Source organism: Thermoanaerobacter kivui (assembly GCF_000763575.1).
In the GTDB taxonomy this organism is placed as follows: domain Bacteria; phylum Bacillota; class Thermoanaerobacteria; order Thermoanaerobacterales; family Thermoanaerobacteraceae; genus Thermoanaerobacter; species Thermoanaerobacter kivui.
This window is the reverse complement of sequence record NZ_CP009170.1, coordinates 1,685,424-1,701,089: the sequence shown is the minus strand read 5'-3', so window position 1 is coordinate 1,701,089 and position 15,666 is coordinate 1,685,424. Positions and strand designations below refer to the sequence as shown.

Genomic DNA, 15,666 nt, shown 5'->3' with positions numbered 1-15,666 from the left:
ATATGGCGGTTCTTGTATGCGGTGGGGCAGGTTATATTGGAAGCCATACTGTTGTAGCACTTTTAAGGAGAAATGAAGAAGTTGTCGTTGTAGATAATCTTATCACAGGTCATAAAGAGTCTGTTTTAGGAGGGAAACTGTATATAGGGGATTTGAGAGATGAAGATTTTTTAGACAAAGTATTTACAGAAAATGAAATTGAAGCAGTAATCGACTTTGCAGCATTTTCACTTGTCGGAGAAAGTGTAAATGAGCCATTTAAATATTATGAAAACAATGTGTGTGGGACGTTGAGCCTTTTAAAAGCGTTGAAAAAGTACAATGTCAACAAAATTGTATTTTCTTCAACAGCTGCAACATACGGAGAGCCGGAGAGAATTCCAATAGAAGAGGAGGATAGAACTAATCCCGCAAGTCCTTATGGTGAGACAAAACTTGCCGTTGAAAAGATGTTAAAATGGGCAGACAATGCTTATGGAATCAAGTATGTCGCTTTGCGCTATTTCAATGTTGCGGGAGCTATTGAAACAGGCGAAATTGGAGAGGACCATTCACCGGAGACGCATCTTATACCGATTATACTTCAGGTTGCACTTGGCAAAAGGGAAAAAATAATTATTTACGGAGATGATTATCCTACAAAGGACGGAACGTGTATAAGAGATTATATTCATGTGATGGACCTTGCCGATGCACACATACTTGCACTGGATAAATTAAGAAAAGACAATGAAAGTGCGATTTATAACCTGGGAAATGGAGAAGGATTTAGTGTAAAAGAAGTTATTGAAGTTGCAAGAAAAGTGACAGGACATCCTATTCCTGCAGAGGTTACCGGGCGCCGTCCGGGAGACCCCGCAGTATTGGTAGCTTCATCAGAAAAAATCATGAAAGAATTAGGATGGACTCCAAAATATGCTTCTTTAGAAGAAATAATCGAAAGCGCATGGAAATGGCACAAAAATCATCCACAAGGTTTTTACAAGCAGTAAAGGAAGAAATCTTAATGGAAAACTTTTTTGTGTGCGCTAGGCACAGGATAAATTTAAGCAATGAAGTGTTGTTATAGGTATGGCAGTGAGAACCGTTTGACAAAGGGTAGAGTGTACATCAACCTTTACTAGATATTGCAATGATAGGGACATGGCAACATAAATTTCAGAAAATACATCTTTATGATATAATTTAATAAAACAAAGAAATAAAGTAGAGCTTTTTTCAAAACTAGGGTGTAGGAGATGATGCAGTTGAAAGATAAAGAAAAATTAAAAAATATGTTAGGCGAGTTAAATAAAATAGTGATTTATAGGAATATTATCAATCATAGCCTGATAAAAAGAGTAATTAAAATTTTACATGGGCTTTTAAAGGAAAAACCCTCTACTGAAATTATTTATTCTGAATACAGCAGCTTTTACAAAGATATTACCGAATATGCTTTTAAAAAGGGAATTCATAAAAACGTTTTGCGCAGTTTTTTATCGGAGGAAATTGCCTATGATGAAAATCCTTTTAGCCGCATTTCAGAAAAATACGGTTTTGATGCAGTAAGTGATTTAATGATTGAAGTTGTCGAAAAAGAAATAGGAATTTTAAGGGAATTTTCTTATATAAACATAGCGGAAACTGCAAATAATTTATTAAAGACTGAGTTACCTGACTTTGAAAAATATGCTAATAATATTTTTTTTAAAGAAATCGATAATAACAAACTGCCATTAGAAAAATTATGGGAGCTAAAAAAGGGTGAAATTGCCGGATATTTGGCAAATTATTACCATTTAAATGGATGTGGCATTTTTGGAAGATATAGAGCCTTTCGCTGGGTTATAGAAAATGGGTTAAGACAGCTAAAGGGAATAGAAAATGTTGACCCTATAACTTTTGATGATTTGATAGGCTATGAAGAAGAACGCAAAATAGTTATAGAAAATACACAAGCTTTTCTAAAAAATTTTTCTGCTAATAATGTACTTTTATACGGCGATAAAGGTACTGGAAAATCCTCTACTATTAAAGCTTTGCTCAATAAGTTTTATAGAGAGGGTTTGAGGATTATAGAAATTAATAAAAATGACATAAAAGATTTGCCATACATAATTGACTTAATTAAAGACAGAGGAGTAAAATTTATATTATTTTTTGACGATTTGTCTTTTGACGAAAGTGAAGTAAATTATAAAGAACTCAAGTCAGCATTGGAAGGTGGTGTAGGAGTTTTACCGCCAAATGTAATAATTTATGCAACATCAAACAGAAGGCATATTATTACAGAGAATATAAATGACAATGAACTTCACAATACAGATGCAAGAGAAGAAAAACTTTCTTTAAGTGATAGGTTTGGGATAACTGTTACCTTTGTTTCACCCAGCCAAGAAGAGTATCTAAAAATTGTTAAGGGTTTAGCTGAAAAACACAATATAGAAATAGAGTGGAATCTTTTAAAAGAAAAAGCGTTAAAATGGGCTATATGGCATAACGGAAAATCGCCAAGAAGTGCAAAGCAATTTATAGATAATTTGAGATATGAAGTTTACAAAAATATTGTTTAAATTTTTTGAAAAATTTGTTTAAAGGCAGGCTAAGTTTCATAGATATAAAGCATGACTTTTAATTTTTGAAGATTAGATATATAATAATAAAGATAAACAAATCGATAACGGAGGGATAAAATGATGAAATTTTTTCTTGACACTGCAAATGTTGACGAAATAAGAGAAGCTAATGCATTAGGTGTAATATCAGGTGTTACTACAAACCCATCTCTTATTGCTAAAGAAGGAAGAGATTTTATTGAGGTAGTAAAAGAAATTACTCAAATTGTAGATGGTCCTATAAGTGCAGAAGTTATAAGTGATGACAGTGAGGGCATGATTAGAGAGGCAAGAGAGCTTGCAAAGATACATAAAAATATAGTAATAAAAATTCCTATGACGGCTGAAGGGTTGAAAGCAGTAAATGTTCTTTCAAAAGAAGGAATTAAAACGAATGTAACGTTAATATTTACAGCAAATCAAGCCTTATTAGCAGCTCGAGCAGGTGCGACGTATGTAAGTCCTTTTGTAGGTAGGCTTGATGATATAAATACAGATGGCCTGCAGATTATTGAGGATATTGTCCAAATATTTAACAATTATGATATAGATACAGAGATAATTACTGCAAGTGTAAGACATCCTATACATGTTTTGCAAGCTGCCAAGTTAGGAGCTCATATAGCAACAGTTCCCTACAAAGTGCTTATGCAGATGGTGAAACATCCGCTTACAGATGCGGGAATAGAGAGATTTAAAGAGGACTGGAGAAAAGCAGGACTTAAAATATGATTTAAAACATGAAAGAAAGCAGGGTAGATATAAAAAATCTATCCTGCTTTTTTAGGTTATTTAAGAATGATTTTGAGAATATAGATAATAAGAGGTGGTTAGTGTGAAAAAGCCTTTTACTTTTTTGTTATATTTGTAAAAAGTATTCATTTTTTGGTCCTCAAGCAGTTTCAGGAGTGCAAAAAGTTTTGGATTTATTTAAGAAATATAAAGTAGTCAATCCTGTTTCACTTGAGGGAGACAGAGAAAAATTGTGGCAAGACTTTATTATTGCTAAAAACACTGCAGTATTAGTAGAAGAAAGCTATAAAATAGCACAGCTTAAAAATTTACAGTCAAAAGGAAAATTATTTGAGTTTGATGTAGCGATGTATCCTGAAGGGGAAAGTGGCATACCTTTGACATTATCACCTAAAATATATGCCTATGGCATAAAAAAACAAAAAAATGAAAAAAAGATTGAAATGGAGTATGAGCTTATAAAGTTTCTTACAGAAGACCAACAAAAGGTGATTGAATTAGGTTATGTACCAGTTAAAAAAGATGTAGTTGCAGAAGATGATAGTGTGAAAGTAAAATAGTTAAATTTGGGCATGACAAAAAGGGCACCAAATGAAGCTGCCCAAAGCCAAATAATGGTAACATATAATGTTTAAGTAATTTTTGGAGGGATAATAGTACAACCTTCTTTTTCTAAAAGTTTAATAGCTTTCTTAATATATTGTTGCCTATGCTTTTGATAAAGTTTTTCTGGCATATTAGTGTAATCGGAGTCAGAAGGATTAAAAGGTTCCCTTTTCAAAAGCATATGATAGAGACAAGTGAGGATCATACGAGCAATAGCAACAATTGCCCGTTTATGACCGCGGCGCTTTTTAATACGTTCATATTTAATCCTAAAATAAGGATTCTTTTTATCCCTAATTGCTGCATTGGCACACTGTATTAAGAGAAGTTTTAAGTAAACACCTGCTCTTGAGACATGGACAGATTTTTTCTTACCTGCACTTTCGTTGTTTTGAGGAGTAAGACCAGCCCAAGAGCAAAGGTGCTTGTCAGATTTAAAAACTGTCATATCCGTGCCGATTTCAGCGATGATATAAGTTGCCGATTTTTCGGTTATGCCAGGTAGGGTAACAGAGATATCAATCAAGTCTTGATAAGGTTTGGCTAATTGAGAAATGGCTTTATCCAAATCAGAAACACAAAGATTGATAAAGTCATAGTGTTTTCCGCAAACCTTCATCTTGACTGATTGATCAACCCTAGAGATAAAAATTAAAATATATAGACATTGACTGAATATCCAGCACAAAAACACTAAGGAATTGCTTATACAATGATTAGTGTACGTGATCAAAGTCACACTTATTTGTGCTTGAGAAGATATTCTACACATGTTAAAATGCGGACTTGAGTCCAATGAGTGGTAGAAATAATTCCACTCCCTCCTCCGTGCTTTGTAGTATATCTATATATTTTAAAGAAATTATATCAAAAATATCGCTCAATAGGACACTTTCATTACAATTTGTGCTTGAGCAAAGCGAAAGGATGTGGGTTAAAATAAAAAAAATTGAATTGGCTACTAATTATACAAATATCATCCCTCCATTTGATGGATGGAGAAAAATAAACAACAAAGTGATAGAAAAAATAAAAGAAGGGATAAAGAATAACAAAAATGCTTTTGATATAACAGAGGAAATAAAAAACAGTGTGAGTCAGTAAAGGGTATATTTATGGTTTTTCTTGTGATGATGAGAGGCTTGGACACTTTCTTTTTATTGGCATATACTTTCTTTATCCCTTTAATAATGTGACACATTTAATAAAGAGTTTCTTTCAAAGAAAAAAATGTTTTTGAATCTATTATTTAATATAACTTTTTTACAATTGTATTTTTTATTGGTGTGCTAAATAAACTGGTATTATTATTTTTTTACTGTGTCGTAATATCTAAGAGCGTCTCTTAATATTTCTTGGGCTATTGGTGCTGCTACTTCTCCCCCCATATAACCATTTTGCGTTGGATTTTTAACAAGAACTAATACCGCAATTTTGGGGTTTTCAACTGGTGCAAATCCAGCAAATGATGCTACGTATTTTCCTGGAGCATAATTTTCAGTTGTACCAGTTTTACCACCTACTGTATATCCAGGCACTTGTGCTGCTCGTCCGGTACCCTCTGTTACTGTTTTTTCAAGTATATATCTCATTGTATCGGAAGTTTCTTTAGAGATTACCTGTCTAACTATTTGAGGCTTATATTCTTTAATTATTTTATCGCCGTTTTCGATGTATTTTACAATATGTGGAGCCATAAGGTTGCCACCGTTTATTACACTGGAAAAAGCTGTAATCATTTGAATGGGGGTTACAGCGATTCCTTGACCAAAGGACATAGTAGCAAGGTCGACAGGATATATTTTTGATTTTGACAAAACCATTCCACTGACTTCGCCAGGAAGCTCAATTCCAGTACGGGAACCAAAGCCAAAAGCTTTTATGTATTTATAGAAAGCATCGACGCCTAATCTTTCAACTATTTGGACAAAAACTGTATCACTTGATTTTTCAATAGCTTGCGAAAAAGTTATATCTCCTAAAACTGTCCAACTTCTAATTTTTCTACCGGAGACTACATAGTATCCAGGGTCATAGAATCTTTCGTCTGGCGTAACTACAGCTGATTCTAATGCTGCAGAAGCGGTTATCACTTTAAATACCGAACCGGGTTCGTAAATACTTGATATTGCAGGATTTGACCAATATTCTTGTGAAGGCACATCTTGCGGATTATTTGGATCAAAATCAGGCAAATTAGCCATGGCAAGTATTTCACCAGTTTTTGGATTCATGACTATTGCTGTTATGCCATCTTCCGGTTTATATTTTTCATATGCTTTTTCTATAGCTTTTTCAGTGTAACCCTGTATGACCGAGTCAATTGTAAGTACAATATTATCTCCATTTACAGGTTTATGAAGTTTGTCTGGAAGTCCTACCTTTCTACCTTCTGCATCCACAAGAGAGATTTCACGCCCGGGTATGCCACTTAAATATCTGTCAAGAGAGTATTCAAGACCATATAAGCCGTTACCATCGATTCCTGTAAAGCCTAATACCTGTGACAGCATTTTACCATATGGGTAACTTCTTGTAAAAGTATTTTCTACATATATACCTGGTATGTTAAGGCTTTTTATTTTATTTATGTTGTCAAGAGGTACAGACCTACCGAGCACAGCCCACTCTGAATTTTTATTTGAAAGGATTTTATAAAGTGAGTCTTTGTCCATATTTAAGTATTTATAGAGTTCTTCTGAAGCTTTTTCTGGATTTTTTATAAATTTAGGAGCCGCAAATACATCTCCTGCTGGAACATTACAGGCAAGGATATTCCCGTTTACATCATAAATATTGCCCCGTTGAGGCTTTAATATGATATCAGCAGTACTTTGCCTTTCGACTGCCATGGCAAGTTTTGAAGAGTTTATACCCTGTATCCATATAAGCCTTACAATAAGTGCGAAAATCATGATAGTAAAAAAGATAAATATAATAAAGGTTCGTTTTTTTACATATGATGTCAATTTTATTCTAACCCCTTTTTATAAAGATTTTGTTTATTTCACCATAATTATACCATAGATATTTTGTAGTATGATTAGATAAAAAGATAAAAATGATTAAGCTTTATTAAATGCTAAGCAATTTGTAGTTTTTTTATCATAACTTACGGGAAACTGACTTTAGATGAAGACTGCAGATTTTTGACGCTATTGAGCACTTTTTTGCTATAGATATAAAAGGAAATTTATGATATAATAATTCTGTAAAGTAAAGTGGGGGAAGTTCGAATATGTTGAAGCATTCACCTCCATCCCCCCAACATCAAGGAATTGCAGGAGTAAAAATGGAGGTGAATGCATGGGCGAAGCAGTACAATTAATACTCATATTTTGTACTACTATCGTCGCAATAGTCGGTATTGTTGCACTTGTGGTTTGTAACCGTGATAAAATACAAGCAAAAATTCGGACACACGCCGATGTTACAGAGAAATTCAAAAGTGGTTTAGAAGTAGAAATAAAAGATAACTCTGCAGAAACAAAAAAATAGATTATGTTATTACAACATAATCTATTTAAAAAGCCCACCATATATTCGGACGATTAATCCTGCAATTCCTTGCTAAATATATTATATCCTAAATTTAAAAAAAAATAAACCCTGAATTTTAAAAAATATTATTTTTGAGGTGTAAAAATGGATACAATTTTTATTTCTGCAATAGTTTGTATAAGCCTCGTTGCCTTAGTTGGAATAGGTGCAATGGTATACAGAAAAGATAATTAAAAACTTAGTGTATAAAAATCATAAATCCAAACAAGAGTCTTTAATATGTAGCCTTTTCACTTGTAATTTGTTTAAAAAATGTATAATATATTGTAGAGAAAAAATTAAATAACGGTGATGAAGCTCACCTTATTGCCGTGAAGGCTAATGGCTTCTACATTGTTGAATGTAGAGGCCATTTTTGTTTATTTGACAAAAAAGAGAGGATGAGAATCTGCATGAAGTTAGAATTTATTCCATTGTATGAGGTTTTTGAAAAATATAAGAGAGGTTGTCCAATATGCAAGGTTATAAAAGACGAAGAAAAAGCCTATTGTGAGCATTTGTTTGAAGATGAGGTTTTAAAAGACCCTGAAATGTATGTCAAAATAAGAGAGACAAATTTTTGCCATTATCATTTGGAATTATTGAATAATTCATATGATAAATTGGGTTTGGCAATCGCATTAAAAGAGAACGTCACTTATAAATTACATCAAATTACGGAGAAACAAAAATCTTTAAAGAAAAAAAGGAAAAAAGAAAAAAAGAAACAAAAAACAAATGCCTTGTTTGTGATTATTTAAGTGAAAGAGATAAATACCAAATGCATATATTGATAGATATTTTACAGACTGATAAAGATTTTGTTGAAAGGCACAGTGAAAGTTTATCAAAATTATGCTTTTATCATTTAAATATGCTTATGGAACTTACAAAAAATATAACACCTGAAATTGAAAAAATATTTGAAATAAATAAAGCGGCAATTGAAAAGAATATAAGTGACCTCGAATGGTTTATAACTAAATTTGATTACAGGTTTCATAACGAGCCATGGTACGATTCTAAAGATTCAATTGAAAGAGCATTAAAATTGTTGCGAGGTGGCTATTATGATTAGGATTTCTTTTGAAATCAGCGATGAAAGCTTTGAAGAAATCAAAGAGTTAGTTAAAGATTTTGAAAAAGATGGTTTTACAGAAGAAGATGCCTATAGAGCTATTTTTGAAATGGGGATTAAGGCATATCAAATAGAACGGAATAATCCAAATGAAGATGATTTAAGAAGGCAGCTAATTACTCTGGCGTCTAAATATTCTGCAATGAAATTTAAAAATTTTCAGTTGATGCGTGACAACCAAACACTTGAAATAAGATTAAAAGGTTACGAATCTGAAAATAGATATCTTAAAGGAGTTTTAGGTATAAGGGTTGATGGAAAATGAGGTATATATGTCCTGTGTGTTTTAAAATAGGTGAAGTGGGAGAAGAAAAGTGTTCCAACTGTGGCTATGATTTTAAAAATATATCAAATGATGATTACAGTGAAAAACTTATAAAAGCCATAAATCATCCAGATTATAATGTGGCTTATATGGCAGCGAAGTTAATTGGAGAGCTTAAAATAAAAAAGGCAGAAAGAAAATTAATAGAATATTTGCACAGCAGTATAAAAACAAAAAAAGACCCATATATTGAACAAGCAGTTGTGTGGGCTCTTGGAGAGATTGGCGGCGAAAAGTCTCAGAAGTTTCTTTTAGAAAACAGAGATAAATTTTCAGTTTTAACAAAAAATATTATTGAAAATTCTTTGAAGAAAATTAAAACAAGAGTGGCAAATAAGGATGGTGAGACAATTGGAAAATAAAGAAATAAAAAACAATGAGAATAATAACATTAAAGTCTTAGGGTGGGTTGCATTTTTTGGCGGATTAAGTCAGGATATGATTGTACCTATTTTGCCTACTTTTTATACTCAAATTCTCGGTCTAAGTAAAGAAATGGTAGGTTTAATAGAGGGAAGCGTCACTACGGTTGTAAGCATTATGAGAATAATATCTGGAATAGTTTCTGATAAAATTGGAAAAAGAAAATCTATTGTGTTTATTGGATATTTATTTTCCGCTGTTGGAAGAGTATTACTGCCATTGGCGAATGGTGCTGCCATGGCTTTTGGGTTGAGACTGGTTGATGGTATTGGAAAAGGTACAAAAGATGCGCCGAGAGATGCACTTGTTGCAAAATCTTCTAAAATGAAAAATATGGGCTTTTCGTTTGGATTTCAAAGAATGCTTGACACATTAGGTTCCTTCCTTGGGCCATTGATTACTGCCGGTTTAATGCTCTTGTTTGCCAAATATATAGATTCTATAAAGTACAGATTAATATTTTTGATTGCTGGCCTTGTAGCTTTTATCACAATAATCCTCATAGGTTTATTTGTAGTGGAGCAAAAGGGAGAAAGAGTAAGTTCATCTTTCAAATTAGATTTGTCTATTTTTAAGGGAAAATTTCTGCTGTTTTTCATTGTAATGCTGATATTTACGCTTGGTAACAGTAGTGATGCATTTTTGATTTTAAGAGCACGCAGTGTTGGTGTAAAAGATTCAACGATACCGATAATTATAGCTATGTTTAATCTGTTTTATGCTTTATTATCAGTACCAAGTGGAGTATTGTCTGACAAAATAGGAAGAGTTAATGTAATAAGGTTAGGCTGGATTATTTATGCAGTTACATATCTCGGTTTTGCATTAGCAAAATTGCCGTGGCATATTTGGGTTTTGTACGCGATATATGGGGTTTACTATTCAACAACGGAAGGTGTTGCAAAGTCTCTTGTTGCACATATAGTCGATGATCGCAATAGAGGAACTGCTTTTGGGCTGTATAATGCATCGATGGGACTACTTGCACTTCCCGCAAGCTTTATTGCTGGATATTTATGGGACAATGTATCTCCTGCTGCACCCTTTTACTTTGGAGCATTGTGTTCCATAATGGCAGTTGCTTTAATAACACTGTTTAAAATTGAAAAAAGTTAAAAGGGGGAGAGATAAATGCCGTCGGACATAAACTCCTGGGCAAGAACTATCAAAGGTTATGAAGAAATTCCGGAGATATTTAAAAAATATTATGATGAAAATTTTCAAGATTCACGTCGTTTTTTAAATGGTGTATATGCTCCAGCTGATAGCTGGGGCAAAAGAAAAACAAATGAAAAGCTTATACTTTGTATGAAAATAGCATCGTTTTTCTTGAAAATGTAAAAAATAATATTAGCGTTGTTTCATATCCCATTCAAAATATCAACTATATTGAAAACGGTTCTATATTGTTATACTCGTGGTTAAAAATAAATGGAGATGTAAATGGTGAAACAAAATCATCTCTTGTTGAATACAATACTGTTGTTGAAAATATATTTAAGCCTATAATCAATCTATTATCTTAATATTAACAGTTTTCAAAAATGTCAACCGTATTATAAACGGTTGACATTTTGCACATGGTTCAAAGCATAATGAGAAGAGTGTTAAATTAAAGAATTTTGACCTCTCTTGACTTTTTTATTGAATCAGTTATATAATTTTATGTGTTGGCCTAAATATTAACTTAAATGTAAAATACCCCTGTATGGTATTTTGAAGGTGCAAAAAGCTTGTAGAAATACTATTATGGGGGTGAGAAGATGGAAAACCTTCAAGATATAGCACACCAAGTCTACCAAAGAACAGGGGTTATGACGTCCTCTAAGGATGTGGAAAAGATATTATCGGCCGTTGCAGCAACTCCGCACTTTTGGGAGATTATAACCTTGTCTCAAAGACCTTTTTCTGTCGTGGCAGAAATGATTGAGTTACTACGTCAAAAAAATTTGGTGACAATTGAGAAAAATGGAGATATAAAATTTAATTCTAAAGGTTTAGAGTATCTCAATAGCCTTAAAATAGTTCCAAAAAGAGTGTATACTTGTCCTGCATGTGAAGGACGAGGGATAAACCTTTCTAAATTAGAAGACTTGATCAAAAAATTTGACCAAGTGACAGTAAATCGTCCAAAAGCTATTAGCGATTATGACCAAGGTTTTGTTACGACGCAAACAGTAGTAAGCAGAATAGTTCTCATGGCTGAAAGAGGAGATTTGGAAGGAAAAAAGCTTTTAGTTTTAGGTGATGATGACCTTGTCAGTATAGCAGCAGGACTTTCAGGTATGCCAACTGAAATTGTTGTGATGGAAATAGACGATAGGATAGTTGAATATATCAATGAAGTGGCAAATAAATATAATCTGCCTATAAAAGCTATGAAATATGATTTTAGAGACAAACTACCAGATGAATATGTTGGGTATTTTGATACTTTTATTACAGACCCGCCAGAAACGATAGAAGCTTTGGAAATTTGCATAGGAAGAGGGATTTCTGCCCTTTCACAAGAAGGATGTGCGGGGTATTTCGGACTGACGCTAATAGAAGCGTCATTGGGAAAATGGAATATTTTCCAACAAATTTTAGCAAGCAAATTTAAAGTAGTTGTTACTGATATAATTGATGACTTTAACCATTATGTAAATTGGGATTATCTTTTAAAAAGCGTTGGAAAAGATTATGCCTTTGTTCAAGTGGAACCAAGACTTAATTGGTACAGGTCTTCTATGTATCGCATAGAAACTTTAATAGACTCAAAAGGGATTGAAAATGAATATAAACCTTGCGAATTATACGTAGACGAAGAGGCATTGATTTACAAGGAAGAAAACAAATAGGCTTCTATAAGCATGAGGAAGCCTATTTGTATGATTTTTTCCAGTGGTACAAGCACAAGAGAAGTTATAAAATCATATATAAAAATGAGCGGATAAATTTTGTAGAAAGAGTGATATAGATGGAAAAAGAAAAAGAGGGATTTAATGCCTATTTATTTGTGGTAATTTTTTCTTTAATTCTCTATTTTGCTTTAGGTTATGCACGGCCTGAGGAACCGGCAATAATAATTTTCCCATTGCCTATTAGATGATTACAAAGTCAGGGTGAGAAATGATGTTTTCATCGGATAATTTAGAATCTCAAGTAAAAGATTTATTGTCAAAATTAGGATTGAAGGAAAGCGGCGAAGGTAATGATAAAAATAAAGGAGAAGACAGCAATAAAAATGGAGAAAAAGATAAACAGCCAAACTCTGGTGGAGGAAATGGCAATGGGAATGTTGAGGAGAAAAGTCTTTCAGGAGGAGAGGAAAAAAAGAAAAGGGTGCTAACCCCTTCTCAGATAATGGTAATTTTAGCTATACTTAGCGGAGCGTTAGAGCCCATTTCAATAATCGTGGATAGAAATCAAAACGTGCAGGTGGTTTTGTCAGGGACTTTAAGGGAGATAATACCTGTTCCATCAGAAAAAGACCCACCCTTACAAAATGATAGTTTCTTAGACAATGCAATAAAAACTTTGCTTGCTAAAGAATAAAATTATAATTTTATTTTTTTGCGCTTATTACTATAAAAGAACCTTTTCCAAAGCCGTATTTTACAGGCTCTTTTTCTTTTATTTCATCAAGTTTTTTAAATATGGTCTGGGAAAAATTAAAATCTCTAAAACCTGCTTCATAAAGTAATTCTACTATTTCGCTTGTGGTGAAAAATGTTGCTTCTTTGTAAAATAGACTTTTTTCTTTATTTGCTTGATATATTTTGCCAATTGTGCTCTCTCTATCTACAAAGCCTATTAAAATTGTACCGCTATTTTTAAGTACTCTAAAACATTCTTTGAAGGATTTTAGCACATCGTCTACAAAACATACAGTCGTCACCATTAAAACAAGGTCAAAAGAGTTGTCTTCAAGCGGAAGATTTTCTGCTACTCCATCTACCACATTAAGACCCCGTTCTAAAGCAATTTTTCTCATTTGATAAGAAGGTTCTACTCCGCTTTTTATACCTAGAGGTACTGCAAACTTTCCAGTTCCGATTCCTACTTCCAACCCTTTTTCAAATTTCGGCATAAGCAATTTTACAGCATCTAATTCCGATTGATAGGCGTATTCATTTTTTTTAAACCATTCTTCATATCTGTCAAAATGTTTTTCAAAAGCAGATATTTTAGGCATAATTTCTCATCCCTTCTGAAACTTTTTTCTACTTTTTCTTCTTGTCTTTCAAAACTTATAGACTCATTCTTTGAAAGTCACACTTTAAAAGTCAAACACACTCTTTAATAAATCTCCCCTTGCTTTCATTATATCATATAACAAAGAATATAATACACGCATATCATTTAGCTTTTACTATCTTGCAAAGTTTTTACATTTTGGGTATAATGGTATTGACAATTGTATAAAAAGTGATGGAACTCACTTTAACCGCCGAAAGGCTGATAGTTCCTACTTGGTGTAAAAGCCAGTAGGAACTATTTTGCTTTTTAGGGGGTGATAGCAAAAAGGGATGGATATTGAGTGCTATAAAATTATTAGAGCGATGGAGCTCGCTTAATGCACTAAGATGCTGATAGCTCCTACCGTTATAGAGCCGAATAATGAAATTAGGAGGTTATACTAATGTGGCTGACTTACAGTTGGTGGTTGGGTTTAGCTTTAATAGCAGGATTAATTGCAGATTGGACAGGTATATCAATATCCTTGATTGAGATTTTGGTAGGGGTTATTGCCGGTAATTATTTGGGTTTGCAAACAAATGATTGGGTAAATTTTCTGGGAGGCGTTGGAAGCATTTTCTTAACGTTTTTAGCTGGGGCAGAAGTTGATCCAGTAGTTTTAAAATCGAAGTTTAAAGAAAGTGTCACAATAGGGCTTTTAGCTTTTATTTTCCCTTTTGCCGGGGCATTTGCTTTTACTTACTTTGTGGCGGGATGGACATTGCAGGCATCCGAAATCGCGGGTATTGCCCTTTCAACAACTTCCGTTGCAGTAGTATATGCTGTAATGGTAGAAAGCGGACTTAATGAGAGCGAACTTGGTAAAATTATTTTAGCTGCTTGTTTTATAAATGACCTTGGAACAGTTTTAATGCTTGGAATTTTGTTTGCGAACTATAATAAATGGATGTTGTTGTTTATAGTTGTTACAGCAATAATAACTGTGCTTATGCCTTCAGTTACAAGAAAATTCTTTAAAATATATGGCAATAAGGTAGGCCAATTGGAAATAAAATATTTATTTTTCTTGGTGTTTTTAACAGGTGGTTTAGCGTCAATGGCAAACAGTGAAGCCGTCCTTCCAGCATATATACTTGGCTTAGCGGTGTCAGGGTTCTTTATGAAGGAAAAAAACTTGTTGTTCCGTATGCGTGCAATAGCATTTGCAATTTTTACACCATTTTACTTTTTAAAAGCAGGATTGTTTGTTTCTATTCCAGGTGTAATCTCAAATATCCTCTTAATTGTGGTACTGCTTTTGATTAAAATTGCAACAAAATATATAGGCGTCAAACCTACTACAATGATATTTAAATTTTCTAAAAGAGAAGGAATGTATACAACACTTCTAATGTCTACAGGACTTACCTTTGGAACGATTTCTGCGATGTTTGGATTATCACATAACATAATAACGGCAGACCAATACACTGTTCTTGTTACTGTAGTTATTTTAAGCGCAATTATACCCACCTTGATTGCAGAAAGGTTTTACAGGCCAGAAACAGATAATTTAATTGGAGGGGTAGAAAATGTTTAAAAAAATTTTACTCGCATATGATGGTTCAGAATACGCAAATAAAGCCTATGAATATGTTTTGGAATTAGCGCAAATAAATGGTGGTTGTGAGGTGTATCTAATTTCCGTTGCCAATATCCCGGAATTTGTAAATTCAAAAGATGAAGTGGATGAAGCTTTAAATGCAGCAAAATTATATTATGGAAAAATTCTTGGCAATGCGCGAAAATTGGCTAATGAAAAGGGGATAAAAATATTTACAGAGGTGATACCGGGTCATCCTGTAGATTCAGTAATTCGCTTTGCGGAAAAGCATGAGTGTGACTTGATTGTTGTAGGGAAGAAAGGTACCAGCGGTGTAAAAAGGTATATTATTGGTAATGTAGCAGAAAATATAGCAAGGCATGCAAAATGTTCTGTTCTCATTGTGAAGTAGAATGCAATAACTTATATAGAAGGAATCGAAATTCAGGTATGGTTACTCCATATCTGAATTTCGATTATACTGTGGCTAGGAGGTGAGGTTATGGATGAACAATATAGT

General features: G+C 33.2%; 16 protein-coding genes, 3 pseudogenes and 2 riboswitches. Of the genes and pseudogenes, 16 read left to right on the top strand and 3 right to left on the bottom strand.

The genetic code is table 11. The annotated features are described in order from the left end of the window. The first annotated feature begins 2 nt into the window (after nucleotides 1-2). The 4 genes and pseudogenes from galE to TKV_RS08630 all read left to right on the top strand — a co-directional run. Nucleotides 3-992 (top strand): UDP-glucose 4-epimerase GalE, encoded by a 990-nt coding sequence (gene galE / locus TKV_RS08645; RefSeq protein WP_049685592.1) that lies wholly within the window; start codon nucleotides 3-5, stop codon nucleotides 990-992. Between the two features lie 255 nt (nucleotides 993-1,247). Continuing rightward, nucleotides 1,248-2,555 carry an ATP-binding protein gene (locus tag TKV_RS08640; RefSeq protein WP_173402336.1) on the top strand — a complete coding sequence of 436 codons (1,308 nt, stop codon included), beginning with the start codon at nucleotides 1,248-1,250 and terminating at the stop codon, nucleotides 2,553-2,555. A 123-nt stretch (nucleotides 2,556-2,678) separates the two neighbouring features. Continuing rightward, nucleotides 2,679-3,329 (top strand): fructose-6-phosphate aldolase, encoded by a 651-nt coding sequence (fsa, locus tag TKV_RS08635; RefSeq protein WP_049685591.1) that lies wholly within the window; start codon nucleotides 2,679-2,681, stop codon nucleotides 3,327-3,329. 137 nt (nucleotides 3,330-3,466) lie between these two features. Then, nucleotides 3,467-3,901, top strand: a pseudogene (locus tag TKV_RS08630) (ABC transporter substrate-binding protein); the annotation flags it as partial. Nucleotides 3,902-3,981: 80 nt separating this feature from the next. Here the strand turns inward: TKV_RS08630 and TKV_RS08625 are convergent. Continuing rightward, nucleotides 3,982-4,575 (bottom strand): transposase, encoded by a 594-nt coding sequence (locus TKV_RS08625; protein ID WP_236617234.1) that lies wholly within the window; start codon nucleotides 4,573-4,575, stop codon nucleotides 3,982-3,984. A gap of 317 nt (nucleotides 4,576-4,892) precedes the next feature. On the opposite strand from TKV_RS08625, the pseudogene TKV_RS13160 reads away from it, so the two are divergent. Continuing rightward, a pseudogene (locus TKV_RS13160) lies at nucleotides 4,893-5,060 on the top strand (ABC transporter substrate-binding protein); the annotation flags it as partial. A 203-nt stretch (nucleotides 5,061-5,263) separates the two neighbouring features. Here the strand turns inward: TKV_RS13160 and TKV_RS08615 are convergent. Beyond that, entirely contained in the window at nucleotides 5,264-6,871 is a 1,608-nt protein-coding gene (locus tag TKV_RS08615; RefSeq protein WP_394213820.1) for a peptidoglycan D,D-transpeptidase FtsI family protein, read from the bottom strand. 391 nt (nucleotides 6,872-7,262) lie between these two features. On the opposite strand from TKV_RS08615, the gene TKV_RS08610 reads away from it, so the two are divergent. The 9 genes and pseudogenes from TKV_RS08610 (at nucleotide 7,263) to TKV_RS08575 (ending at nucleotide 12,919) form a co-directional block, all read left to right on the top strand. Further along, nucleotides 7,263-7,454, top strand: coding sequence for a hypothetical protein (locus TKV_RS08610; RefSeq protein ID WP_049685588.1), 192 nt, complete (start codon nucleotides 7,263-7,265; stop codon nucleotides 7,452-7,454). A 341-nt stretch (nucleotides 7,455-7,795) separates the two neighbouring features. Then, nucleotides 7,796-7,855, top strand: a riboswitch (Fluoride riboswitch). Between the two features lie 42 nt (nucleotides 7,856-7,897). Then, nucleotides 7,898-8,574, top strand: a pseudogene (locus TKV_RS08605) (DUF6062 family protein). Next, on the top strand, nucleotides 8,567-8,899 hold the full coding sequence (locus TKV_RS08600) for a hypothetical protein (RefSeq protein WP_049685587.1): 333 nt from the start codon (nucleotides 8,567-8,569) through the stop codon (nucleotides 8,897-8,899). Before TKV_RS08605 ends, TKV_RS08600 begins: the two are co-directional and overlap by 8 nt. Continuing rightward, nucleotides 8,896-9,321, top strand: a complete 426-nt coding sequence (locus TKV_RS08595; protein WP_049685586.1) for a HEAT repeat domain-containing protein — start codon at nucleotides 8,896-8,898, stop codon at nucleotides 9,319-9,321. Before TKV_RS08600 ends, TKV_RS08595 begins: the two co-directional genes overlap by 4 nt. Continuing rightward, entirely contained in the window at nucleotides 9,311-10,498 is a 1,188-nt protein-coding gene (locus tag TKV_RS08590) for an MFS transporter (RefSeq protein WP_049685585.1), read from the top strand. Before TKV_RS08595 ends, TKV_RS08590 begins: the two co-directional genes overlap by 11 nt. Nucleotides 10,499-10,513: 15 nt before the next feature. After that, on the top strand, nucleotides 10,514-10,723 hold the full coding sequence (locus TKV_RS13595) for a hypothetical protein (RefSeq protein ID WP_236617232.1): 210 nt from the start codon (nucleotides 10,514-10,516) through the stop codon (nucleotides 10,721-10,723). A gap of 422 nt (nucleotides 10,724-11,145) precedes the next feature. Next, nucleotides 11,146-12,222: a bis-aminopropyl spermidine synthase family protein gene (locus TKV_RS08580; protein ID WP_049685584.1), complete on the top strand. Its 1,077-nt coding sequence runs from the start codon at nucleotides 11,146-11,148 to the stop codon at nucleotides 12,220-12,222. Between the two features lie 119 nt (nucleotides 12,223-12,341). Next, the gene (locus TKV_RS13845; protein ID WP_268870081.1) at nucleotides 12,342-12,473 is read left to right on the top strand and encodes a hypothetical protein; all 132 of its coding nucleotides are present in this window, start codon (nucleotides 12,342-12,344) and stop codon (nucleotides 12,471-12,473) included. A gap of 23 nt (nucleotides 12,474-12,496) precedes the next feature. Continuing rightward, nucleotides 12,497-12,919 carry a hypothetical protein gene (locus TKV_RS08575; protein ID WP_049685583.1) on the top strand — a complete coding sequence of 141 codons (423 nt, stop codon included), beginning with the start codon at nucleotides 12,497-12,499 and terminating at the stop codon, nucleotides 12,917-12,919. Nucleotides 12,920-12,929: 10 nt separating this feature from the next. Here the strand turns inward: TKV_RS08575 and TKV_RS08570 are convergent, their stop codons facing one another. Then, nucleotides 12,930-13,559, bottom strand: a complete 630-nt coding sequence (locus tag TKV_RS08570) for a class I SAM-dependent methyltransferase (protein ID WP_049685582.1) — start codon at nucleotides 13,557-13,559, stop codon at nucleotides 12,930-12,932. Nucleotides 13,560-13,782: 223 nt separating this feature from the next. Then, a riboswitch (Fluoride riboswitch) is annotated at nucleotides 13,783-13,842 on the top strand. A gap of 164 nt (nucleotides 13,843-14,006) precedes the next feature. Between TKV_RS08570 and TKV_RS08565 the strand changes: the two genes are divergently transcribed. Beyond that, nucleotides 14,007-15,143, top strand: a complete 1,137-nt coding sequence (locus TKV_RS08565; protein WP_049685581.1) for a cation:proton antiporter — start codon at nucleotides 14,007-14,009, stop codon at nucleotides 15,141-15,143. Then, on the top strand, nucleotides 15,136-15,558 hold the full coding sequence (locus tag TKV_RS08560) for a universal stress protein (protein WP_049685580.1): 423 nt from the start codon (nucleotides 15,136-15,138) through the stop codon (nucleotides 15,556-15,558). Before TKV_RS08565 ends, TKV_RS08560 begins: the two co-directional genes overlap by 8 nt. Nucleotides 15,559-15,666: the final 108 nt, after the last annotated feature.

Bases quoted from the DNA above. Each gene is read 5' to 3' on its own strand.
- TKV_RS08570 (WP_049685582.1), bottom strand. From the start codon at position 13,559: ATGCCTAAAATATCTGCTTTTGAAAAACATTTTGACAGATATGAAGAA.
- TKV_RS13845 (WP_268870081.1), top strand. From the start codon at position 12,342: ATGGAAAAAGAAAAAGAGGGATTTAATGCCTATTTATTTGTGGTAATT.
- TKV_RS08580 (WP_049685584.1), top strand. From the start codon at position 11,146: ATGGAAAACCTTCAAGATATAGCACACCAAGTCTACCAAAGAACAGGG.
- TKV_RS08595 (WP_049685586.1), top strand. From the start codon at position 8,896: ATGAGGTATATATGTCCTGTGTGTTTTAAAATAGGTGAAGTGGGAGAA.
- TKV_RS08615 (WP_394213820.1), bottom strand. From the start codon at position 6,871: ATGATTTTCGCACTTATTGTAAGGCTTATATGGATACAGGGTATAAAC.
- galE (WP_049685592.1), top strand. From the start codon at position 3: ATGGCGGTTCTTGTATGCGGTGGGGCAGGTTATATTGGAAGCCATACT.
- TKV_RS08610 (WP_049685588.1), top strand. From the start codon at position 7,263: ATGGGCGAAGCAGTACAATTAATACTCATATTTTGTACTACTATCGTC.
- TKV_RS08625 (WP_236617234.1), bottom strand. From the start codon at position 4,575: ATGAAGGTTTGCGGAAAACACTATGACTTTATCAATCTTTGTGTTTCT.
- TKV_RS08575 (WP_049685583.1), top strand. From the start codon at position 12,497: ATGTTTTCATCGGATAATTTAGAATCTCAAGTAAAAGATTTATTGTCA.
- TKV_RS13595 (WP_236617232.1), top strand. From the start codon at position 10,514: ATGCCGTCGGACATAAACTCCTGGGCAAGAACTATCAAAGGTTATGAA.
- TKV_RS08565 (WP_049685581.1), top strand. From the start codon at position 14,007: ATGTGGCTGACTTACAGTTGGTGGTTGGGTTTAGCTTTAATAGCAGGA.
- TKV_RS08600 (WP_049685587.1), top strand. From the start codon at position 8,567: ATGATTAGGATTTCTTTTGAAATCAGCGATGAAAGCTTTGAAGAAATC.
- fsa (WP_049685591.1), top strand. From the start codon at position 2,679: ATGAAATTTTTTCTTGACACTGCAAATGTTGACGAAATAAGAGAAGCT.
- TKV_RS08560 (WP_049685580.1), top strand. From the start codon at position 15,136: ATGTTTAAAAAAATTTTACTCGCATATGATGGTTCAGAATACGCAAAT.